The sequence below is a fragment of the Pseudonocardia yuanmonensis genome (assembly GCF_039542425.1).
Taxonomy (GTDB): Bacteria; Actinomycetota; Actinomycetes; order Mycobacteriales; family Pseudonocardiaceae; genus Pseudonocardia; species Pseudonocardia yuanmonensis.
Genome location: NZ_BAABIC010000009.1, coordinates 183,205 through 204,915, shown reverse-complemented (window position 1 = coordinate 204,915; position 21,711 = coordinate 183,205). Strand labels below are relative to the sequence as shown.

The 21,711-nt window shown below is 75.3% G+C and carries 21 protein-coding genes and 1 pseudogene; 12 read left to right on the top strand and 10 right to left on the bottom strand.

Annotation, left to right across the window (positions count from 1 at the left end):
- Positions 1–25 precede the first annotated feature (25 nt).
- The 8 genes and pseudogenes from ABD990_RS15585 (at position 26) to ABD990_RS15545 (ending at position 8,599) form a co-directional block, all read left to right on the top strand.
- The gene (locus ABD990_RS15585; protein ID WP_345381218.1) at positions 26–391 is read left to right on the top strand and encodes an allophanate hydrolase-related protein; all 366 of its coding nucleotides are present in this window, start codon (positions 26–28) and stop codon (positions 389–391) included.
- Positions 388–1,686: an allantoinase AllB gene (gene allB, locus ABD990_RS15580; protein ID WP_345381217.1), complete on the top strand. Its 1,299-nt coding sequence runs from the start codon at positions 388–390 to the stop codon at positions 1,684–1,686. The genes ABD990_RS15585 and allB overlap by 4 nt, the downstream gene beginning before the upstream one ends.
- The gene (gene alc, locus ABD990_RS15575; protein WP_345381216.1) at positions 1,686–2,678 is read left to right on the top strand and encodes an allantoicase; all 993 of its coding nucleotides are present in this window, start codon (positions 1,686–1,688) and stop codon (positions 2,676–2,678) included. The genes allB and alc overlap by 1 nt, the downstream gene beginning before the upstream one ends.
- A 126-nt stretch (positions 2,679–2,804) precedes the next feature.
- Positions 2,805–3,581 (top strand): hydroxypyruvate isomerase family protein, encoded by a 777-nt coding sequence (locus ABD990_RS15570; protein ID WP_345381215.1) that lies wholly within the window; start codon positions 2,805–2,807, stop codon positions 3,579–3,581.
- Positions 3,578–4,531 (top strand): 2-hydroxy-3-oxopropionate reductase, encoded by a 954-nt coding sequence (locus tag ABD990_RS15565; RefSeq protein WP_345381214.1) that lies wholly within the window; start codon positions 3,578–3,580, stop codon positions 4,529–4,531. The genes ABD990_RS15570 and ABD990_RS15565 overlap by 4 nt, the downstream gene beginning before the upstream one ends.
- Positions 4,532–4,533: 2 nt before the next feature.
- Positions 4,534–6,288 carry a glyoxylate carboligase gene (gene gcl / locus ABD990_RS15560; RefSeq protein WP_425569610.1) on the top strand — a complete coding sequence of 585 codons (1,755 nt, stop codon included), beginning with the start codon at positions 4,534–4,536 and terminating at the stop codon, positions 6,286–6,288.
- A gap of 8 nt (positions 6,289–6,296) precedes the next feature.
- A pseudogene (locus ABD990_RS34420) lies at positions 6,297–7,384 on the top strand (glycerate kinase).
- Positions 7,385–7,426: 42 nt separating this feature from the next.
- The gene (locus ABD990_RS15545) at positions 7,427–8,599 is read left to right on the top strand and encodes an RtcB family protein (protein ID WP_345381211.1); all 1,173 of its coding nucleotides are present in this window, start codon (positions 7,427–7,429) and stop codon (positions 8,597–8,599) included.
- Between the two features lie 36 nt (positions 8,600–8,635).
- Here the strand turns inward: ABD990_RS15545 and ABD990_RS15540 are convergent, their stop codons facing one another.
- Entirely contained in the window at positions 8,636–8,794 is a 159-nt protein-coding gene (locus tag ABD990_RS15540) for a DUF1059 domain-containing protein (RefSeq protein WP_345381210.1), read from the bottom strand.
- 124 nt (positions 8,795–8,918) lie between these two features.
- Positions 8,919–9,635: an AfsR/SARP family transcriptional regulator gene (locus ABD990_RS15535; protein ID WP_345381209.1), complete on the bottom strand. Its 717-nt coding sequence runs from the start codon at positions 9,633–9,635 to the stop codon at positions 8,919–8,921.
- Between the two features lie 158 nt (positions 9,636–9,793).
- Here ABD990_RS15535 and ABD990_RS15530 point away from each other — a divergent pair, with 158 nt between their 5' ends.
- On the top strand, positions 9,794–10,936 hold the full coding sequence (locus tag ABD990_RS15530; protein ID WP_345381208.1) for a carboxylate-amine ligase: 1,143 nt from the start codon (positions 9,794–9,796) through the stop codon (positions 10,934–10,936).
- On the opposite strand, the gene ABD990_RS15525 is transcribed toward ABD990_RS15530, so the two are convergent.
- Positions 10,937–12,883, bottom strand: a complete 1,947-nt coding sequence (locus ABD990_RS15525; protein WP_345381206.1) for an AfsR/SARP family transcriptional regulator — start codon at positions 12,881–12,883, stop codon at positions 10,937–10,939.
- A complete protein-coding gene (locus tag ABD990_RS15520; protein ID WP_345381205.1) occupies positions 12,880–13,113 on the bottom strand; it encodes a helix-turn-helix domain-containing protein in 234 nt (77 codons plus the stop codon). The genes ABD990_RS15525 and ABD990_RS15520 overlap by 4 nt, the downstream gene beginning before the upstream one ends.
- A 184-nt stretch (positions 13,114–13,297) precedes the next feature.
- Here ABD990_RS15520 and ABD990_RS15515 point away from each other — a divergent pair, with 184 nt between their 5' ends.
- Genes ABD990_RS15515 through ABD990_RS15505 form a run of 3 tightly spaced genes read left to right on the top strand, consistent with a single transcriptional unit; the run spans position 13,298 to position 14,804 of the window.
- Complete coding sequence (locus ABD990_RS15515; RefSeq protein ID WP_345381204.1) at positions 13,298–13,432, top strand: hypothetical protein; 135 nt, start codon at positions 13,298–13,300, stop codon at positions 13,430–13,432.
- Positions 13,429–13,917, top strand: a complete 489-nt coding sequence (locus ABD990_RS15510) for a hypothetical protein (RefSeq protein WP_345381203.1) — start codon at positions 13,429–13,431, stop codon at positions 13,915–13,917. Before ABD990_RS15515 ends, ABD990_RS15510 begins: the two co-directional genes overlap by 4 nt.
- Positions 13,914–14,804 carry an NAD(P)-dependent oxidoreductase gene (locus ABD990_RS15505; protein WP_345381202.1) on the top strand — a complete coding sequence of 297 codons (891 nt, stop codon included), beginning with the start codon at positions 13,914–13,916 and terminating at the stop codon, positions 14,802–14,804. The genes ABD990_RS15510 and ABD990_RS15505 overlap by 4 nt, the downstream gene beginning before the upstream one ends.
- 213 nt (positions 14,805–15,017) lie before the next feature.
- Here ABD990_RS15505 and ABD990_RS15500 read toward each other — a convergent pair whose 3' ends face one another.
- The 6 genes from ABD990_RS15500 to ABD990_RS15475 form a co-directional block, all read right to left on the bottom strand.
- Positions 15,018–16,343: a benzoate/H(+) symporter BenE family transporter gene (locus tag ABD990_RS15500; RefSeq protein WP_345381201.1), complete on the bottom strand. Its 1,326-nt coding sequence runs from the start codon at positions 16,341–16,343 to the stop codon at positions 15,018–15,020.
- Between the two features lie 153 nt (positions 16,344–16,496).
- On the bottom strand, positions 16,497–17,873 hold the full coding sequence (locus tag ABD990_RS15495) for an MFS transporter (RefSeq protein ID WP_345381200.1): 1,377 nt from the start codon (positions 17,871–17,873) through the stop codon (positions 16,497–16,499).
- Between the two features lie 339 nt (positions 17,874–18,212).
- On the bottom strand, positions 18,213–18,530 hold the full coding sequence (catC, locus tag ABD990_RS15490; protein ID WP_345381199.1) for a muconolactone Delta-isomerase: 318 nt from the start codon (positions 18,528–18,530) through the stop codon (positions 18,213–18,215).
- On the bottom strand, positions 18,527–19,405 hold the full coding sequence (gene catA / locus ABD990_RS15485) for a catechol 1,2-dioxygenase (protein ID WP_345381198.1): 879 nt from the start codon (positions 19,403–19,405) through the stop codon (positions 18,527–18,529). The genes catC and catA overlap by 4 nt, the downstream gene beginning before the upstream one ends.
- 59 nt (positions 19,406–19,464) lie before the next feature.
- Positions 19,465–20,571: a mandelate racemase/muconate lactonizing enzyme family protein gene (locus tag ABD990_RS15480; RefSeq protein ID WP_345381197.1), complete on the bottom strand. Its 1,107-nt coding sequence runs from the start codon at positions 20,569–20,571 to the stop codon at positions 19,465–19,467.
- The gene (locus ABD990_RS15475; RefSeq protein WP_345381196.1) at positions 20,568–21,542 is read right to left on the bottom strand and encodes a LysR substrate-binding domain-containing protein; all 975 of its coding nucleotides are present in this window, start codon (positions 21,540–21,542) and stop codon (positions 20,568–20,570) included. Before ABD990_RS15475 ends, ABD990_RS15480 begins: the two co-directional genes overlap by 4 nt.
- Between the last annotated feature and the right edge of the window lie 169 nt (positions 21,543–21,711).

Below are 21,711 nucleotides of genomic sequence, written 5' to 3'. Positions count from 1 at the left end.
GTTGCCGCTCACGAGAGGAGCCGGCATGCCCCGCATGTTCCTCAACGGCACCGCCATGTCCGGCGGCGCCGACCACCACCTCGTCGGCGACGCGCCCCTGGTCGCCCGCACCAGGACGGCCCCCCGCTACCGCTTCCACGCCGTCGACGGCCGCTACCCGGCCCTCGAGGAGGGCGGCGAGGCCGCCGTCGAGGGCGAGGTCTACGAGATGACGTACGCGCAGCTCCGCGAGGTGCTGCTGCCCGGCGAGCCCGACGGCCTGGAGCTCGGCGTGGTCGAGCTGGCGGACGGCTCCGGGTCCCTCGCCATGGTGCTGCGCGCCGGCCACCCCGCGCCCCGCACCGACATCTCGCGGTTGGCGAGCTGGCGGGCCTACCGGGAGGCGTCGTGAGGACGGTCTTCCGCGCGACCCGCGCGGTCGTCGACGGCGTCGAGCGGCCGGCCGCGGTGCTGGTCGAGGGCGAGCGGATCGCCGCGGTCCTCGACCGGGACGCCGCCGTCGACGCCGCCGAGATCGTCCTGGGCGGAGACGAGGTGCTGATCCCCGGCCTGGTCGACACGCACGTGCACGTCAACGAGCCCGGCCGCACCGAGTGGGAGGGCTTCGCCTCCGCCACCCGGGCGGCCGCGGCGGGCGGCGTCACCACGCTGGTCGACATGCCGCTCAACGCCCTGCCCCCGACCGTCGACGTGCCGTCGCTGGAGGTCAAGCGCAAGGCGGCCGACGGGCGGTGCGCGATCGACGTCGGGTTCTGGGGCGGCGCGATCCCGGGCAACGAGCGCGAGCTGCGCGCCCTGCACGAGGCCGGCGTGTTCGGGGTGAAGTGCTTCCTGCTCGACAGCGGCGTCCCCGAGTTCCCGGCCCTGCCCGACCCGCGCGAGGCGATGCGGGAGCTGGCGGCGTTCGGCGGCCTGCTGCTCGCCCACGCCGAGGACGGCGACCTGGTCGGCGAGGCCCACGGCCGTCGCTACCGGGACTTCCTCGCCTCCCGCCCGCGCGCGGCGGAGGACTCGGCGATCGCCGGGCTGGTCCGGATGGCCCGCGAGACGGGCGCGCGGGTTCACGTGGTGCACCTGTCCTCCGCCGACGCCCTGCCGCTGCTGGCGCAGGCCCGCGCCGAGGGCGTCCGGGTCACCGTGGAGACCTGCCCGCACTACCTCGCGCTGACCGCCGAGGAGGTGCCGGACGGCGACACCCGCTTCAAGTGCTGCCCGCCCGTCCGCGAGGAGGCCAACCGGGACCTGCTGTGGCAGGGCCTCGCGGACGGCGTGATCGACATGGTCGTCAGCGACCACTCCCCCGCCACGCCCGAGCTCAAGGGCACCGGCGACTTCGGCTCGGCGTGGGGCGGCATCGCGTCGCTCCAGATCGGGCTGCCGGTGGTGTGGACCGAGGCGCGCCGGCGCGGCTGGTCCTTCGCCGCCGTCGTCACCCGGATGGCGACGGCCCCGGCGGACCTGGTCGGGCTGCGCCGCAAGGGCCGCATCGCCCCGGGCGCCGACGCCGACCTCGCGGTGGTCGCGCCCGACGAGACCTTCGCGGTGGGCACGCTCGCCCACCGCCACCCCACCACCCCGTACGCCGGCCGCACGTTGCACGGCGTCGTCCGCGGCACCTGGCTGCGCGGCGAGCGGGTGGACCCGGACCGTCCCACGGGCCGGCTGATCTGCAGAGGAGACACCTGATGCACCCGGATCTCGCCCTGCGCACCCTGGGCGGGAGCGTGGTCTCCGCGACCGACGAGTCCTTCGCGGCCAAGGAGAATCTCATCGTCCCCGGCCCGCCGACCTTCGACCCGACCACCTTCGGGCACCGGGGCAAGGTCTACGACGGCTGGGAGACCCGCCGCCGGCGCACCCCCGGGCACGACGAGGCGGTGGTCCGGCTCGGTGCTCCCGGCGTCGTCCGGCGGATCGTGGTCGACACGACCTGGTTCACCGGCAACTTCCCGCCCGAGGCGGCGGTGGACGGGTCGGCCGACGGGAGCACCTGGTTCGCGCTGCTCCCCCTGTCGCCGCTGAAGGGGGACTCGGAGAACGCCTTCGACGTCCGCTGCGACCGTCGCGTCACACACGTCCGGCTGCGGATCGTGCCCGACGGCGGCGTGGCGCGGCTGCGCGTGCACGGCGAGGCCCTGCCGGACCCGGCGCTGCTCGACGCGCTCGGCACGGTGGACCTGGTCGCGATCGAGAACGGCGGACACGTGCGCGACGTGTCCAACCGCTTCTACAGCAGCCCGCACAATCTGCTGCTGCCCGGGCCCGCCCGCTCGATGGGCGAGGGGTGGGAGACCGCCCGCCGCCGCGACGCCGGCAACGACTGGGTCGAGCTCGGGCTCGGCACCGAGGGCCGGATCGCCCTCGCCGAGATCGACACCTCGTACTTCCTGTACAACGCCCCCGGTTCGGCCGTCCTGCGCGGACGCTGTGTCGATGCGAGCAGCGGCGACGGGAGGGGGGGCGACGAGAAGGGGGGCGAGGGTGCCTGGCAGGACCTGCTGGACACCCCGCTGCAGCCCGACACCCGGCACCGGTTCGTGCTCGCCGACCGGCCGGCCGTCAGCGAGGTACGGCTGGACATCTTCCCCGACGGCGGCCTCTCGCGAGTACGCCTGTGGGGCACCCCCACCGAGCGGGGTCGCGAGTCCCTGCAGACCCGCTGGCGGTCCGCCCGGTAGAAGGCGTCATGGCTCCATGACGCTTCCCGACCCGCCCTCGAGTCGCATCGTGCTTCCACAACGCGATTCAGAGGGGTTCGACATCGCATTATGAAAACATAATGCGAACGTCCCGGAGGACTTCTCGTGACGTTCCGTCATGCCCTCAACTGTTCGATCGTCCTTCCCGACCTGCCGCTGCTCGAGCGGCCGGCGGCGGCCGCGGCGGCCGGGTTCGACGCCGTCGAGTTCTGGTGGCCGTTCGACTCCGCCGCCCCGTCCGACCCCGAGGTGGACCGCTTCGCCCGGGCGGTCGAGGAGGCCGGCGTGCAGCTGGTCGGCCTCAACATCGCCGCCGGCGACATGCCCGCCGGCGACCGCGGGCTCGCCTCCTGGCCCGGCCGGGAGCAGGAGTTCCGGGACTCGGTCGCCGTGGCCGTCGGGCTGGGCGAGCGACTCGGCATCGGGATCTTCAACGCCCTGTACGGCAACCGGATCGACGGTGCCACCGGGCAGGACGAGCTCGCCGCCCAGAACCTCGCGCACGCCGCGAATGAGGCCGGGCGGATCGGCGCGACGATCGTCCTCGAACCCCTGAGCGGCGCCGACCGCTACCCGATCCGCACGGCCGCGCAGGCCGTCGCCGTCCTCGACCGGGTCGGCGCGCCCCACCTGGGCCTGCTCGCCGACCTCTACCACCTCGCGGTCAACGGCGAGGACCTCGACGCCGTGATCACCACGTACGCCGACCGCATCGCCCACGTCCAGCTCGCCGACGCGCCCGGGCGTCACGAACCCGGCACCGGCGAACTCGACCTCGCCCACCTGCTCGACGCGCTCGACGAGGCCGGATACACCGGCCGGACCGCGCTCGAATACGTGCCCACGCGACCCGACTTCGCGTGGCTGAAGGAGTCCGCATGACCACGCCCGGAAAGACCACGCCCGACAAGAGCACGCCCGGAGAAACCACATCCGGAAAGAACGGAAGGACGACGGTCGCCTTCATCGGCCTCGGCATCATGGGCGGCCCGATGGCGGCGCATCTCGTGCGGGCCGGCCACGACGTCGTCGGCCACAACCTGTCCCGGCTCGCCGTCGACGTCCTCGTCGAGCGCGGCGGGCGCGCCGCCGTCGACACCGCGGACGCGGTCCGCGAGGCCGACGTCGTGATCACCATGGTCCCGGACAGCCCGGACGTCGAGGGCCTGGTCCTCGGCGAGGACGGCATCCTCGCCCACGCCAAGCCCGGCACCCTGCACATCGACTGCTCCACCATCCGCCCGGACGTCACCCGCCGGATCGCGGACGCCGAGCGCGAGCGCGGGATCCGCCCGGTCGACGCCCCGGTCAGCGGCGGCGAGCCCGCTGCGGTGGACGGAACGCTGTCGATCATGGTCGGCGGGGAGCCCGACGACGTGGCCGCGGCCCGACCGTTCCTCGACGTCGTCGGGAAGACCGTGGTCCACGTCGGCCCGTCCGGTGCGGGCCAGACCGTGAAGGCCGCCAACCAGCTGATCGTCGCCGGCAACATCCAGCTGGTCGCCGAGGCGCTGGTGTTCCTGGAGGCGCACGGCGTCGACACCGAGTCCGCGCTCGCCGTGCTCGGCGGCGGGCTCGCCGGCAGCACCGTGCTCGAGCGGAAGGGCGCCACCATGCGCGCCCGCACCTTCGCCCCCGGCTTCCGGATCGACCTGCACCACAAGGACCTCGGCATCGTCACCGCCTCGGCGCGGGAGGCCGGGGTCGCGATCCCGCTGGGCGCGCACGTCGCCCAGCTCGTCGGGTCGCTGCGGGCGCAGGGGCACGGCGGGCTCGACCACAGCGCGCTGCTGCTGCAGGTCGAGGAGCTGAGCGGGCGGGGCCGGTCATGAGGATGCGCGCCGTCGACGCCGCCGTCGCGATCCTGCGGGCCGAGGGCGTCACGCACCTGTTCGGCCTGCCCGGGGCCGCGATCAACCCCTTCTACGACGCGGTGCGCGAGGACGGGACGCTCACCCACGTCCTCGCGCGGCACGTCGAGGGCGCCTCGCACATGGCCGAGGGCTACACCCGCGCGAAGGCCGGCAACATCGGGGTCTGCGTGGGCACCTCCGGCCCCGCCGGCACCGACATGATCACCGGGTTGTACTCGGCGATGGCCGACTCGATCCCGATCCTCGCGATCACGGGCCAGGCGCCGGTGGCGAAGCTGCACAAGGAGGACTTCCAGGCCGTCGACATCGCGGCGATCGCCGCACCCGTCACCAAGCTGGCGATGACGGTCCGCGAACCCGCACAGGTGCCCGGGGCCCTCGCCCAGGCCTTCCACCTGATGCGGTCCGGGCGGCCGGGGCCGGTGTTGCTGGACCTGCCGATCGACGTCCAGCAGGCCGAGATCGAGTTCGACCCGGACACCTACGCCCCGCTGCCGGTGCACCGGCCCGAGGCGACGCGTGCCCAGGTGGAACGCGTCCTCGACCTGCTCGCGACGGCGGAGCGGCCGGTGATCGTGGCCGGCGGCGGGATCGTCAACGCCGACGCCTGCACCGAGCTCGTCGAGCTCGCCGAGCTGCTCGACGTCCCGGTCATCCCGACGTTGATGGGCTGGGGTTCGATCCCGGACGACCATCCCCTGATGGCCGGCATGGCCGGGCTGCAGACCTCGCACCGCTACGGCAACGCGACGCTGCTCGCCTCGGACCTCGTCCTGGGTATCGGGAACCGGTGGGCGAACCGGCACACCGGCGGGCTGGACGTCTACCGGCGCGGGCGGCGGTTCGTGCACGTGGACGTCGAGCCCACGCAGATCGGGCGGGTCTTCGCCCCCGACTACGGCGTGGTGTCCGACGCCGGCGCCTTCCTGCGCCGCATGCTCGAGGCCGCCCGGAGGCGGGAGCTGCCGGGCCGCGCCGAATGGGTGCGGGAGTGCGTGGAGCGCAAGGGGACCCTGCAGCGCCGGACCCACTTCGACGACGTGCCGATCAAGCCGCACCGGGTCTACGAGGAGATGAACAGGGCGTTCGGCCCGGACACCCGCTACGTCAGCACGATCGGGCTCAGCCAGATCGCCGGCGCCCAGTTCCTGCACGTCCAGCGGCCGCGGCACTGGATCAACTGCGGGCAGGCGGGACCGCTCGGCTGGACCGTCCCGGCGGCACTGGGCGTGCGGGTGGCGGACCCCGACGCGACGGTGGTCGCCCTGTCGGGCGACTACGACTTCCAGTTCATGATCGAGGAGCTGGCGGTCGGGGCGCAGTTCGGCCTGCCGTACGTGCACGTGGTCGTGAACAACTCCTACCTCGGCCTGATCCGGCAGGCACAGCGCGGCTTCGACATGGACTACTGCGTGCAGCTCGGCTTCGACAACATCCACTCGCCGGAGCTGGACAAGTACGGCGTGGACCACGTCAAGGTCGCCGAGGGCCTGGGCTGCAACGCCCTGCGGGTCACCGACCCGGCCGATCTGCCGGGCGCGTTCGCCCGCGCCCGGGAGCTGGCCCGGCTGCACCGGGTGCCGGTGGTGGTCGAGGTCGTGCTGGAACGGGTCACGAACATCGCGATGGGGCAGGACATCGACGCGATCACCGAGTTCGAGGAGCTCGCCACCACCCGGGAGCACGCCCCGACCGCGACGATCCCGCTGCCGTGACCGCGCGCGTGACGGGACACGTGCTGGTCGCACCGGACAAGTTCAAGGGCACGCTCACGGCGGCGGAGGCCGCGGCGCACCTCGCCGCCGGCCTGCGGGCGGCCGGGCGCGAGGCCCGCGAGCTGCCGGTGGCCGACGGCGGCGAGGGCACGCTGGCGGCGGCCCTCGCCGCCGGCTTCACCCGCCTGCCGGTGACCGTGTCCGGGCCGACCGGCAAGCCGGTCGACGCCGCGATCGCGGTGCGGGACGGCGTCGCGGTCGTCGAGCTGGCCGCGGCGTCGGGGCTCGCGCTGCTGCCGGACGGGCCGGACCCGCTGGGCGCGAGCAGCCGCGGGACCGGCGAGCTGGTCGCGGCCGCCCTGGACGCCGGCGCCCGGACCGTCGTGCTCGGGATCGGCGGCAGCGCCTGCACGGACGGCGGGGCGGGTCTGCTCGCCGCCCTCGGTGCCCGGGTCCTCGACGACCGCGGCGGTCCGGTACCCGACGGCGGCGGCGGGCTCGCCCGCGCCGCGCGCGTGGATCTCACCGGGCTGGACCCCCGGCTGCGGTCGACGGACGTCGTGCTGGCCTGCGACGTCGACAACCCGCTCCTGGGCCCGCAGGGCGCCGCCACGGTCTACGGCCCGCAGAAGGGAGCGGGCCCGCGCGAGGTCGCCACGCTGGAGGCCGGGCTCACCCGTTGGGCCCGGCTGCTCGGCGACGAGAACGGCACGCCCGACGTCCCCGGTGCCGGCGCCGCGGGCGGGGTGGGTTCGCCGCGCTCACCACCCTGGGCGCCCGGCGGCGGCCCGGGATCGAGGTCGTGCTGGAGCTCGTGGGGTTCGCCGAGCAGCTCGCCGGCGCCGCACTCGTCGTCACCGGGGAGGGGGCGCTCGACGCGCAGACCCTGCACGGCAAGGCGCCCGCCGGCGTCGCCGCGGCGGCCCGGGCCGCGGGCGTGCCCGTGGTCGCCGTCTGCGGGCGCTGCGAGGTGTCGCGGGCGGAGCTCGCCGCCGCCGGGATCCGGGAGGTCCACGCCCTCGTCGACCTCGACCCGGAGCGGTGCCGCACAAAGGCGGGCGCGCTGCTGCGCCGGATCGGGGCCGGGCTCGGGTGAGATCCGGCCCGGACGGGGAACGCCCCGGACGGGAGGACGCCCGTGCAGAAGATCAGCGACAAGCTCTACAGCTGGGCCTCGATCCTCGAGCCCAGCACGCTCGCGCAGGCCGAGCGGACGGCGTCGATGCCGTTCGTGCAGCCGCACCTGGCCCTGATGCCCGACGCGCACCTCGGCGCCGGCGCCACCGTCGGCTCGGTCATCCCGACCGTCGAGGCGATCATGCCCGCCGCCGTGGGTGTGGACATCGGCTGCGGCATGATCGCCGTCCGCACCCAGTACACCCGCGACGACCTGGCCGGCCGGCCCCTCGCCGAGCTGCGGCGGTCCGTGGAGAAGCGCATCCCCCTCAGCGCGGGCCACTACAACCGGAAGATCAGCGACACCGCGGCCCCGCGCGTCGCGACCCTGGCCGAGGAGGCCGCCGACCGGCTGCCCTTCTACGAGGGGCTCACCCGGGTCGGCTGGGACCTCCAGCTGGGCAGCCTCGGCAGCGGCAACCACTTCATCGAGCTCACCGCGGACGAGGACGGCACGCTCTGGCTCTTCCTGCACTCCGGCTCGCGCGGGATCGGCAACACGATCGCGGGCCACCACATCCGGATCGCCCAGGAGCGGTGCCGCGAGCAGGGCGTCCGGCTACCGGACCGGGACCTCGCGTACCTGACCGAGGGCACGCCGGAGTTCGACGCCTACATCCGCGACCTGGAGTGGGCGCAGCACTTCGCGCTGGCCAACCGCGAGGAGATGATGGACCGCTTCCTCGAGATCCTCGGCCGGTTCCTGGGCGGCGAGGTGGAGGAGCGGGAGCGGATCAACTGCCACCACAACTTCACCGCCCGGGAGCACCACCTCGGCCGGGACGTCTGGCTCTCGCGCAAGGGTGCGATCCGGGCGGACGCGGGCCGGCCGGGGCTGATCCCCGGCTCGATGGGCACCGCGAGCTACGTCGTCGTCGGCAAGGGAGACCCGGACAGCTTCGAGAGCAGCCCGCACGGCGCCGGGCGCGCCTACGCCCGGCGGGCGGCGCGGCGGACCTTCACCCTCGCGGACATGGACCGGGCGATGACCGGGATCGAGTACCGCCGCGACGCCGCGTTCCTCGACGAGATCCCGGCCGCGTACAAGGACATCGACGTCGTGATGGCCGACGCCGCCGACCTCGTCGAGGTCCGGCACACCCTGCGCCAGCTGGTCAACGTGAAGGGCGAGTGACCGGCGGGCCGCCCCCTCCGCGGCCCGCCCGGCACCTCAGGGGACGATCTCGATCCAGCCGCGCACGACGTCCGGGGTGACGGACGGCGCGAGGTCGGGGTGGTCGACCGCCACGTGCTGCAGGACCGTGCTGACGATCTGGTCCTCGCTCTCGGACCGGGTGGAGTAGCCGCACTCGCAGCTGACCTGCTTCATTCCGGTTCCCTCCTCGTCGAGGGCCGGGCCGCTCCGGCCGGCCGTTCCCGAGTATCCGCGCCCGCCTCGCCGCGACCTTGCCGAATTCCTGCCGCCCGGCTGCGCCGGACGGCGCAACCGCCTGCTACCGCAGGATCTCCTCGTGCACCGCGCGGGTCTCCGGGCCGGGGCCGACCCCGAGCTCGTCGAGCAGCATGCGGCGCAGCCGCTCGTAGACCCGCAGCGCCTCGGCCCGGTCGCCGCGCGCGGCCAGGGCCCGCATCAGCAACCGGTGCCCCTTCTCGTCGAGCGGTGCGGCGCGGACCAGCTCGCGGGCGCTGCGCTCGGCGCTCGCCAGCTCGGTCGGCGTGGCCAGCGCCAGGCACGCCTCCGCGTAGGTGGTCAGCGCGCGCCGGTGCAACCGCCCGACCTCCTCGCGGTGCTCGCCGACCCACGGTTCCCGCAGGTCCGGCAGGAACGGCCGCTGGGTCACGAACAAGGTGCTCAACGCGTGCGTCCAGGCCTCCGGCCAGTCCCGCCGGGCGGCCGCGGCGTCCGCCCGGTGCGCCGCCTCGGCCGCGACCGCCGCGTCGACCAGCCCACCCTCGGGCAGCACGAGCTGCACGCTCTGCCGGCCGACGATCTCCACCGGCGCGAGGACCGCGCGGACCTTCGACAGCAGCGCGGTCAGCCCGGCGCCCGACGAGCAGAGCGCCTCCGCCAGCTCGCACCGGTCGACCGCAGCCCGCCGGCAGGCCAGGTACGCCACCAGCGCCCGGCCCCGCCGCCCGGGGAGGAGGTGCTCGACCGACCGGTCCTCGACGACCACCACGAACCGACCGTGCAGCTGGATCCGGACCACACGGACGAGCCTGGCACCACGGCGGTCCCCTGTCAGCGACACCGGATTGCCGGGGAGCCGGTGTGGGTACGCCCGAGAGCGGTTGAGGGACCAGCCGTTGCACTGGCGCGACGTTGGTCGGGAGGGGCCCGCGTCGCGAGACGACGGAGGGCGGACGGATGGCGCACCCGACGGAGACCTTCACCGCGACCGGGACCGTGCGGACCGAACCCCGCACGGTCGGCGTCGAGGAGGAGTTCCTGCTCGTCGACCCGGCGACCGGGCGGGCCCGCGCGGTCGCCACCAGCGTCCTGCGGTCGGCCCCCGACACCGGCGACCTGTGCGCCGAGCTCCAGCGCGAGCAGCTCGAGACCGGCACCGACCCCTGCCGCGACCTCGGCCACCTCGCGGAGGAGATCCGCCGCACGCGCGCCGCCGCGCAGTCGGCGGCCGAGGCGATCGGGGTCGGCGTGGTGCCGTTGGCCACCTACCCGCTCGACGTCGAGCCCACGACGTCACCGAACGAGCGGTACCGGCGGATGGTCGAGCGCTTCGGTCTCGTCGGCCGTGAGCAGCTGACCTGCGGCTGCCACGTGCACGTGGGCGTTGCCGACGACGAGGAGGCCGTCGGCGCGCTCGACCGGATCCGCCCCTGGCTGGCGCCGCTGCTGGCGCTGTCGACGAACTCGCCCTTCTGGGGCGGCGCCGACACCGGGTACGCCGGCTACCGGGCGCAGGTCTGGCCGCGCTGGCCCTCGGCGGGCCCGTACGGCCCCTTCGGCTCGGCGGCCGGGTACCGGGCCCTCGCCGACACCATGCTCGGCACCGGCACCCTGCTCGACCCGGCCATGCTCTACTTCGACGCCCGCGTCTCGACGCATCACCCCACCGTCGAGATCCGCGTGGCGGACGTCTGCCGGGAGCCCGACGACGCCGTGCTGATCGCGGCACTGGCCCGGGCCCTCGTCGAGACCGCGATCCGTGAGTGGCGGGCCGGGATCGACCCGGATCCCGTCCGCACCGAGGTGCTCCGGCTCGCGTCCTGGCGGGCGGCGCGGTCCGGCGTCGCCGCGGACCTCGTCGACCCCCTGACCTGGCGGCCCGCCCCGGCGCGGACGGTGCTCGACCGGCTCGTCACCCACGTCCGGGCGGCCCTCGACGACGCGGGTGACCTCCCGCTCGTCTCCGACCTCGTCGACGCCGTCCTGCGCCGCGGCACGGGCGCCGACCGGCAGCGGGCGGTCTTCCGCGCGACCGGCGACCTGCGGGCGGTCGTGCTCGACGCCCTGCTGGACGGGCCGCCCAGCGCGGCCGCGGGCTGACTACCGGTCGGCCGGTCCGGGACGGTTCCGGAGGCGTTCCTCCAGGCGGTCCAGGTCCGGCTGCTCGCCGGGCACGCGCGGCCGGCCCGCCTCGGTGCGCAGCCGCCGGGCCAGCGCGACGAAGTGGCGGGCCCGCTCGTCCGTGCGCGCGGCCAGCGCCCGGCCCTCGACGACGTACGCGACGGCCCGCGGGTCCCGGGTCGCCACGGCCGCGCGTTCCGCCTGGTCGAGCAGGACGGCCGCCCGGGCCGGCGCCGAGACCCGGGCCAGCGCGGCCGCGGTCAGGGCGACCCCGGCCACCGAGCCCGCGTACCGGTACCAGCCCAGGGCCTGCCGGTGCCCCCGCTCCGCCGCCGCGCGGTCGCCGGCCCGCGCGTCGACCAGCGCGAGGGTGTTGACGGCCCAGGCCAGCAGGGACGGCGACGCGACCCGCCGGGCGAGCGCCGTCGCCTCGGCCAGCCGCTGCCGGCCGCCGGGGTGGTCGCCGAGCAGGTCGGTCACGCTGCCGAGGCGTACCGAGAGATGGCACTGGGCGTGCGGCCAGCCGCCCTGCACGGCCAGCAGCAGCGCGTCGCCGTAGCGGCGCGCCGCGCGGCCGAGGTCGCCCGCCACCTCGTCGAGGTAGCCGAGCAGCTCCAGGGCGCGCATCCGCCCCGCCGCGTCGGGCAGCGACTCGAACACCGCCAGGGCGGCCGATGCCCGGGCCTGCGCCTCGTCCGCACGGCCGGCGGCGAGCCGCACGCGCGCGTGCACGAGGTCGTCGAGCGCGGTGCCCCACGGGTCGCCGACCGCCTCCACCGCGGGCCGCGCGGCCGCGAGCAGGGCCGTCGCCCGGTCGGGCTCGCCACGCTCGGCGTGCCGGTCGGCCAGCACCAGCAGGGCCAGGCCGTCGACCGAGCTCTCGATGCGACCGCCGGCGGCGAGGCGCCCGTCGAGCAGGGTGCGCACCTCGGCGAGCGCCGCGGGCTCGTCCCGGTCGTGTGCGGCGAGCGCCGCCGCCCAGAGCCGTGCGGTCGTCGAGTCGGGACGGTCGTCGAGCAGGTCGAGCAGCAGCCGCCGGCCGCGCCCCCGGTCACCGGCGAGCCACCAGCCCCACGCACAGCGCACGGCGAGGTCCAGGGCGGCCCGGCGGTGCCCGTGCCGGGCGAGCCAGCGGATCATGTCCGGCGGTTGCAGCACGCCCGGCCCGGCCGCCTCCGGCCTGGCCGACGACCGCTCGTCGGCGAGGATCCGGGCCTGCACGGCCCGCAGCTCCGGCGCGGGTTCGAGACCGGCGGCCTCGGCCAGGACCCGACGGGCCCGCTCGTAGCCGGCCAGCGCCTCCGCCCGGCGCCCGTCCCGGTCGAGCGCCTCGACCAGCACCGCCTGGGCGTGCTGGCGCAGCGGGTCCTCGGCGACCAGGGCGGCGGCGAGGTCGACGGCACCGCGGGCGTCGCCGGCCTCGAGGACCGCGCGGGCGTGCACCTCCCGGACCGCGACGAGCAGCTCCCGCAGCCGACCCGCGGCGGGGGCGACCGCGGCGCACGTGGCGGCACCCTCGTACGGCTCGCCGCGGACGAGGGCGAGCCCCTCCTCCAGCGCGGCCACGGCCTCCTTCGGCGCGCCCGCGCCGAGCTGGCCCCGCGCGCGGTCGAGGGCCTCGCGGAGCAGGTCGTCGTCGCCCTCGTCCGGGCCGGTCCGCAGCAGGTAGTGCCCGCCCTCGCGGACGATCCGGTCCGGCCCGACGAGCCGGCGCAGGTGCGAGATCCGGGCCTGCAGGGCGTTCGGGGTCCACCCGCCTTCAGCTCCCCACCCCGCCTCGGCGAGCACGTCGACGGGCACCGTGCGGTTCCGCCGGGCCAGCAGGGCCGCCAGGATCGTCCGGTCGCGCCGGCCGGTGAGCGTCACCGCCCGCCCGTCCACGGTGAGGACCGCGGGCGGGCCGAGGACGAGGAACCGCGGGGTCACCGGAGGGCCACCGGGGCCGCGGCGTCGTCCGTGCAGTGCTCGATCACCGCCCGCGCCTCGCGCCCGCGCGGGGTGACGGGGCCGTGCCCGTCGCCCCGGTACTCGCGCAGCACGGTCGCAGCGTGCCACAGCCGGGCGAGATCGTCGGCCGGTTCCGGCGCGAAGTGGGCGACGGCGTGCACCGCCTCGATCCCCCGCCACAGCTCGCGCTCCCGCGCCGCCCGGTCCATGTGCCACACGTAGATCGGGTGCGCAGCCTGCGGCAAGGGGCCGGACGGGCCGGCGTCAGCGCGACGTCAGCGGGGTCGCCGGCCGTCTGACGCCCGGCTGACGCGCTGGCCGGACGCCGTTGCCCGCGACCGGCCGCTGGTCCTGCCATGGGCAGGTCGGCCCCGCCCGAAGGGAGCTCCCGCCATGCCGGTCCTGCCACCCGGCGACCGCCCGGTCGCGCCGCTCGCCCCGCGCCGCCGAGCCGGGACCATGCTGCGCCGGCGCTGCGCCCAGCACTGGGCCCGGGTCCGGCTGCTCGATCCCACGTGGCTCCCGTGACCGCCGTGGACGTCCGGCCCCCGCAGGTCGGCCACCGGATCACCACGGCGAGCTGGCCGGACGTCGTCGCGGTCGTCGACCTCTGCAGCCCGGAGGCCCTCGCCGCACGGTTCCTCGGGGCCGTCGCGCCACCGCGGGCGGAGGTGCTGGCCCGGCTGGCGCGCACCCTCCGGGAGGGCCGGACCCTCGTGGCGTCGGCGGCGCACCCGGTGGGGCTCTTCGGGGTGCATCCGGACGGCGAGCGGCGGGCCGAGCTGTGCGCGCTCGTCGCGGACGCTCACCAGGCGCGGGGCGTCGGCGCGGCCCTGCTCGCCGCCGTGCTGGGTGCACCCCGCTACCGGGAGTGGACCCTGCACGCCCTGGTCGGGCACGGCAACGTCGCCGCCCACGGGCTCGTCCGCACCGCCGCGCGGCGGGTCCCCGTGACGCGCCACCGGGTCGCGGACGGCGTGGAGTACGTCCTGCACCCGCGGGGGCCGGCATGACCGCACCGCTCGGATTCCTCGGCCTCGGGCTCATGGGCCTGCCGATGGCGGTGCGGCTCGCCCGGGCCGGGCACGAGCTCGTCGTCTGGAACCGGACGCCGGCCCGGGCCGAGCCGGTGGTGGTCGCGGGTGCGCGCCTCGCCGCGACCCCGGCCGAGGTGCTCGCGCAGGCCGACACGGTGCTGGTGATGCTGGCCGACGAGGCCGCCGTCGACGCGGTCCTGGGCCGGGGCACGCCCGCCTTCCCCCGGCTCGTCGGCGGGCGCACGATCGTCCACACCGGAACGGCGTCGGCGGCCTGGTCCGCCGGGCTGGAGGCCGATCTCCGGACCGCCGGCGGCCGCTACGTCGAGGCGCCCGTGTCCGGCTCCCGCACCCCGGCCGAGGAGGGGACGCTCGTCGCGATGCTCGCCGGCGACCCGGCGGACGTCGCGCGGGTCGGCCCGGTGCTGGCGCCGCTCTGCGCGCGCACCGTGGAGTGCGGGCCGGTCCCCTCGGCGCTGCGCCTGAAGTTCGCGGTGAACACCGTGCTGATCACGCTGGTCACCGGGCTCGCGGAGGCCTGGCGGCTGGCCGCCGCGCACGGCCTGGACCCGCGGCTGTTCGCCGAGGTGCTCGACGCCGGCCCGATGGCGTCCGCGGTCTCCCGGGTCAAGCTCGGCAAGCTGCTGACCGGCGACTTCTCCGCCCAGGCCGCGATCGACGACGTCCTGAAGAACTGCCGGCTGGTCCGTGAGTCGGCGCGGGAGGCGGGTGCCGCCACCCCGCTGATGGACGCCTGCCTGCAACTCTTCGCGGCCGCCGTGGACCTCGGCCTCGGCGCCGAGGACATGATCGCCGTCCTGCACGCCCTGGACGGCCGGGACGGTCGGGACGGTGCCCCGTGACCGGGGACCGGTTCCGCTGCCTCCTTCCGGCGCTCGCCCTGCTCGTCCTCGCGGCCGCCGGGCCGGCCGGCACCTGGGCCACGGAACGGGCCGGACGGGATGCCGACCCGCTCGTCGTGCAGGACGCTCCGACCGCGGCGGGGCACCCCTACCCGGACGAGAACGGCTGGTCGATCCACCGGCCCCGACACCGCCGTCGGCGGCTGTCCGCTGTCAGCCGCGGGCCTCGCGGAGCTCGCGGCGCTCGAGCAGCCAGGTCACCCCGAACCCGGCGAGCAGGCCCCAGAAGGCGCTCCCGATGTTCAGCACGGTGACGTCCGAGACGGTCACGACGAAGGTCACCAGCGCCCCGAAGGTGCACCGCGACCCGAAGGCGGTGACGAACGCGGCCTGCAGCACCCGCAGCATCGCGAGCCCGCCGAGGGTGGCCACGAACGCCGGCGGCACGGCCAGCAGCAGCCGGGTGAACAGCGGCGCGAACAGGCCGAAGACCATCGCGAGCAGCCCGCAGGAGATCCCGGCGACGTAGTGCCGGTGCCGCTCGCCCGAGGCGGCGAGCAGCGCGTTGGTGGGTCCGGTGAGACAGGTCGACACGGCCCCGACGCCCGCGGTGAGCAGCGACCAGGCGCCGCACGCGATCGTCGCGACGTTGATCGGCGGCTCGTGCCCGGCGGTCCGCAGCACCGCGACGCCCTGGCCGTTCTGCACCACCAGCACCGTGATCGCCAGCGGCAGGACCAGCTCCAGCATCGCCTGCCAGGACCACTGCGGCGTGACCAGGACGGGCGCCGCCAGCCAGCCGACGGTGTCGCCGGCGGGGTGGAAGCGGCCGGACAGCGCGACCGCGACGACACCGACGACGAGCGCCCCGAGGATCGGCGGTACCTTCCGCCCGGCCGCACCCCAGGCGCTGAGCAGGAGGAACACCGCGACCATGGGGGCAGCGACCAGGACGTCCGCCGCGACGGACCGCACCAGCCCGGTGCCGAAGGTCAGGAAGACGCCCGCGACCATCCCCATCACGATCGGCATCGGCACGGCCGCCATCGCCCGCCGCACCCAGCCGGACAGTCCGAGCAGCAGCATCAGCAGCCCGGTCGCGAAGTAGGCGCCGACGACCTGCGGGAAGGTCAGGTGGCCGAGGGCCGGTCCGACGAGCACCGCGCCCGGGATCGTCCAGAAGAAGGCCAGCGGCTGGCGGTAGAGCCAGCACGCGAGCACGGTGAGGATGCCGTTGAGGAAGAAGACGCCGAACAGCCACGACGCCAGCTCGCGCTCGGAGAGCCCGCCCTGCACGCCCACCGCGAAGATGACCGCGACCGGGCCGGTCGCGGCGAAGATCATCCCCACCAGCCCGTTCGCGAGGTACTGCGGCCCGAGGTCGCGGACGAACCGCCGCGGGGTGGTCGGCGGCCGGGCCGGCCGCTCGAAACGCGGCGGTACGGGCGGGGTCGCCTCGGGCGACGGGTCCGACGACTGATCGGCCGACGCACCGGTCGACGGGTCGCCGGACGGGCCTCGGACGTGCGGCGTGGCCACGGTGCCTCCGTGCGGGTCGTACGGGTCGTGCTCCCCGGCGGGGCCGGCGCCCGGAACTGCGCGTCGGCCCCGCCGGAGCATGTCAGCAGGCGACGGTCTCGAGGGAGCGGTACGCGGCCGGTCCGGACGACACCGTCTCGCGTCGCACGGCGCTCAGCTCACCGCCGGATCGGGCAGGGCGTCGGAGTCGGCCGCACGGGCCGGGGCGGACCGCCGGGCCGCGCTCGGCACGACGACCGTGAGCAGCGTGCCGACGACCGCCAGCGCGGTGAGCACGTAGAAGATCGAGTTCAGGGCGAGGCCGGAGGAGATCAGCAGGCCGCCGATCAGCGGACCGCCGATGCCGCCGAGGCGCCCGAACCCGGCGCACCACGCCACCCCGGCACCCCGCACCGACGTGCGGTAGTAGGTCGCCACGAACCCGTAGATCAGGATCTGCGTGCCGCTGGTGCCCAGGCCGACCACCGCGATGAAGGCCAGCAGCAGGCCGACCGGGAAGCTCACGGTGAGCAGCGCGATGGACACGGCGCCGAGCAGGAAGGCCCCGGCGACGACCGGCTTGGGACCCACCCGGTCGGCCACCCGGGACGCGATCACCGCGCCGATCACCGCGCCGCCGTTGAGCACCAGGAGGAAGGCCAGCGACCCCTTGGTCGAGTAGCCGGCGCGGCCCATGAGCTCGGGCAGCCAGGTGTTGAGCGCGTAGACCAGGAGCAGACCGACGGCGCTGAGCAGCCCGAGCAGGATCGTCGGCACCAGGTAGGAGCGGCTGAGCAGGCCGGCGAAGCCCGCCCGCTCCCGCGCGGGGGCGTCGGCACCGATCGGCGCGGCGGGGGCGGTCTCGTCGAGCACCACCCCGGTCCGCTCGGCCACGGCACGCGCCTCGGCGACCCGGCCGCGGGACAGCAGCCACGCGGGCGACTCGGGCATCTTGACCAGGGCGAGCGGCAGCAGCGTCACCAGTGGCAGGGCGCCGATCAGGAACATCCCGCGCCAGCCGACGGACTCGAGCAGCAGGATGGCCAGGAGCGCGGCGAGCAGGCTGCCGAGCGGGACACCGGAGTAGGTGATCGCGTTGCAGAGGTTCTTGCGGCCCTTCGGCGCGAACTCGGCGACCAGTGCGCCGGTGGTGGCGACCAGGGCTCCCACGCCGATGCCGGTGCCGAAGCGCAGCAGGCCGAACAGCGAGGTCGTCGTGGTGAGGGCGGTCAGGCCCATGCCGACCGAGAACCAGGCGTAGGCGGTGAGCATGACCTTGCGGCGGCCGATGATGTCGCCCACCGAGCCGGCGAGCAGGGCACCGACCAGCACGCCGACGAGGGCGTAGCTGCCGAGCGCGCCGCCCATGGCCGGGGTGACCGCGCCGATCTGGCTCGGGTCGCGGAGGAACTGCGGCAGCACGGTGCCGTAGACGACGAGGTCGTACCCGTCGAAGACCAGGCCGACGGTGGCGAGTGCGACGATCCAGGTGACGGTCCTGCGGCGGAGCACGTCCCGGGGGACGTCCCGCTTCTCCCTGACCGAGGTCATCGTTGTCTCCCGAGGGGGAAGGGCGTGCAGGGGCACCGGCGCCGGTCGACGCCGGTGTCGTGCGGTCGTGCGGGCGCGCAGTCGTGCGGGCGCGCAGACGTGCGGAACGTGCCGTCGTGCGACGTGCGGAGTTCAAGGCGCGAGGTGCGCGAGAGCGGCGGCGGGGGCCGGCCGCCCCGGGAGTGGTCACCGGGGGGCCGGCCGCCGGATCAGCCGCCGGAACGGGCCCGTCGGGACGGGGGCCGCGGCGGGCCGGCCGGGAGGATCGGCCGGGAGGATCGACTCCGAGAAGTCGACCCGAGGGGCGACCTCGAGAAGTCGACCCGGGGTTCGGCCAGGTCAGCCGAGGTGGACGTCCGACGGGTGGCCGGCGAGCGGCGTGACCGTCATCGTCATGTACCGGAAGAGCGGGAGACCCCAGAGGATCTCGTGGAGCTGCGCGTTGCTCTCGACCTCGAAGATCGAGAGGTTGGCGTACTCACCCACGCAGCGCCAGATGTTGCGCCAGTGCCCGGAGCGCTGCCACTCCTGCGAGTAGGCCTTCTCCCGGGCGAGGAGGTCGGCGCGAGCCGCCGGGTCCATGTCCGGCGGCAGCGCGACGTCCATGCGGACGGCGAACAGCTGACGCGGCGCCGATCCGCTCGCGGGCGAGCTCATTCGGCCGGGTCCAGGGCGAAGTCGTAGGTGACCTGGTTGCCCTGGCCGGAGGCGGCCGGGGTCGGGCGCAGGATCAGCTCGGGCTTCACGGCCTGGGCCACGTCGTCGTCGACGTAGTCGCCGCCGTCGAAGTACAGCTGGGTGGTGACCAGCGCCTTGCCCGGGGCCGACACCTTCAGGTGCAGGTGCGCCGGGCGCCACGGGTGCCAGCCGGCGGCCTCGATCAGCTTGCCGCAGGAGCCGTCGGTCGGGATCTGGTACGGGGCGGGCTGGATGGTGTGGAAGGCGAAGTGCCCGTCCGCGCCGGTGCGGATCTGCCCGCGCAGGTTCCACTCCGGGATGCCCGGGGCGAACTGCGAGTAGTAGCCGTCGTCGTCGGCGTGCCACAGCTCCACCAGCGCCCCGTCCAGCGGCGCTCCGTCCAGGTCGGTCACCGTGCCCTGGAACAGCAGCGGGGTGCCCTTCTCGTCCTCCCGCATCGGCAGCGTGGCCTCCGACGCGGACTCCGGGGCGCCCGGGATGTAGTACGGGCCCTCGATGGTGCCCACCGCCCCCTTGCGGTCGGCGTTGGCGACCTCCTCGACCACGTGCTCGATCCACACGTCGAGGAACAGCGGCCACTCCCCGGTCTCGCCCACGCTGATCAGCCACGCCTTCAGCGCGTCGTACTCGGCGTAGCTGACCTGGTGGCGACGGATCACCTCGTGCAGCGCGGCGATGGCGTCGGTCGCGATCGCCGAGACCCGGGCGTGGTCGACCGGGCCCGCGGCCCGCTCCTTCTTGGCGAACGAGGCGGTGGCGTTGCGCCCCGACCCCGCCGCGGTCGGGTTGACCTCGGTGCCGGACTCGGCGCCGGGCTTCTCGGTGGTGGTCATGATGTGTCTCCTGACGCGTCGGTGCGGTTCGGAAAAGGTGTCGGTCAGTTCGTCGATCTTCAGGCTCGGTCGGTGCGGTAGTGCGCGAGCTTGTCCGGGTCGATCTCGATCCCCAGGCCCGGTCCGGGCCGCACGGCCAGCTCCCCGCCGCTGATCTCCAGCGGCTCGGTGAGCAGGTCGTCGCTCATGTCCAGGAAGTTCGACAGCTCCCCGGCCCGCCGCGAGCTGTGCCGGTGCGCGGCCCCGAAGGCGACGGTGCACGCGGTCCCGACCTGCCCGTCGACCTGGTTGCCCATCACCACCTCCGCACCCATCCCCGCGCACTGGTGCAGGATCGCCTGCGAGGTGTGGAACCCGGTCCGCGCGGTCTTGATGCTGATCATCGTCGCGGCGCCGCCGAGCAGCTCCCGGGTCACCTCGCCCGGGGTGGTGGCGCTCTCGTCGGCCACCGTCGGGATGGTGGTCTGCGCGGTCAGCCAGCGCCGGCCCAGCACGTCGTCGGCCGGGCAGAGCTCCTCGGACAGCGTCAGGTCCAGGTCGTCCATCGCGCGCAGCGCGCGGGCCGCCTCCGACGGCGTCCAGCCCCGGTTGCCGTCGACGTACAGCTCCACGTCCGGGCCCAGCGCGGTACGCAGCGCCCGGCAGGCGCCCACGTCCAGCGAGACCGGGCGGCGGCCCACCTTCACCTTGAACACGGTGATCCCGTAGGCCTCCCGGACCCGCTCGGCCTCGGCCACCATCGCCGCGTCCGAGGCGAACCCGACCATGTGCGAGACCCGCATCCGGTCGGTGTACCCGCCCAACATCTGGGTCACCGGCAGGTCCAGGGTCCTGCCCAGCGCGTCCCACACCGCCATGTCCAGGGCGGCCTTGGCGGCGGGGTTGCCGACGGTGCGCCCCAGCCGGGCGTGCATCACCTCGCGCTCGAGCAGCGAGAGCCCCACCACCTCCGGGGCGAAGATCCGGTCGATCACCGCGACGATCGACTGCTGGGTCTCCCCGTAGGTGAACGGGCGCGGCGGCGCCTCCGCCACCCCCACCACACCGTCGTCGGTGTGCACCCGCACCAGCACGTGCTCGGCGGTGTGCACCTCGCCCGAGGCGAAACGCAACGGCTTGCGGTACGGGATCGCGAAGGGGATCGCCTCGACGTGCGCGATCTTCATCGGGCCTCTCCGGGGTGTGCGGGCACGCGGCCGGCGTACGGGACGGCGGTCGGCTCGGGCGGCACGAAGCCGTTGGCCTCCAGCACCTCCACCAGCCGCGCGAGGGCGGGGTTCACCTCGTCGGCCCGCCAGGCGAGCGCGAGGTCGACATGGGGCGCCTCCGGGGCGCCGTGGTCATCGGGGGCACCGTCGGCGAGCGGGACGTACCGCACGCCGTCGACGCGCAGGGCGAGCGCGGACTCGGGCAGCAGCGCGACGCCGAGCCCGGCGGCGACCAGGGTGAGCATGACCGAGGTCTCGGCGACCTCGTGGGTACGCCGCGGCAGGAACCCGGCGCCGAGGCAGGCCTGGGTGACGGCCGCGTCGACGACCGAGTCCCGGGCGCCGTAGACGACGAAGTCCTCGTCCCGCAGCTCGTGCAAGCCGACCGGCTCGTCGCCGGCCAGGCGGTGCCCGGCCGGGACCGCGAGCGTCAACCGCTCGCGGGCGACGGGCCGGGACGCCAGGCCCGCGCGGCGCAGCGGCGGGCGCAGGACCGCGAGGTCGATGCGGTCCTCCGCGAGCGCCTCCTCCTGCGCGGGCGTGAGCAGGTCGGGGACGTACCGCAGGATCAGCCCGGGCAGCTCCCGGGCCGCGATCCGGGCGAGCTGCGGCAGCTGCTTGTAGGCCGCGAGGCCGGTGCAGCCGATGCGGAGCAGGCCGCTGTGCCCGTCGCCGATGCGCTGCACGCGCTCCCGGGCCGCCTCGACCGAGTCGAGGATGCGCAGGGCGTCCCGCAGGAAGGCCTCGCCGGCGGGGGTGAGGTCGACGCGGCGGGTCGTGCGGTTGAACAGGGTGGCGCCGACCTGCGCCTCGAGCTGGCGGATCGCCTGCGAGAGCGGCGACTGGGCCATGTGCAGGCGCTCGGCGGCCTGTCCGAAGTGCCGGGTCTCCGCGACCGTGACGAAGTAGCGCAGCTGACGGATCTCCATGCTGCTCCCTCCGTCGGGTGATCCACCGGGCTCTCCGGTGCCGGGCCTCCACGGTAGGACCCCGAACCTGCACACACAAAGACCTAGTACAGCTTCATTGAGACATCTGGCGTCTGGAAAAATGCTGGGTCAGAACTAGGCAGAGTGCTGACGCGAAGGCGGCCGGTCC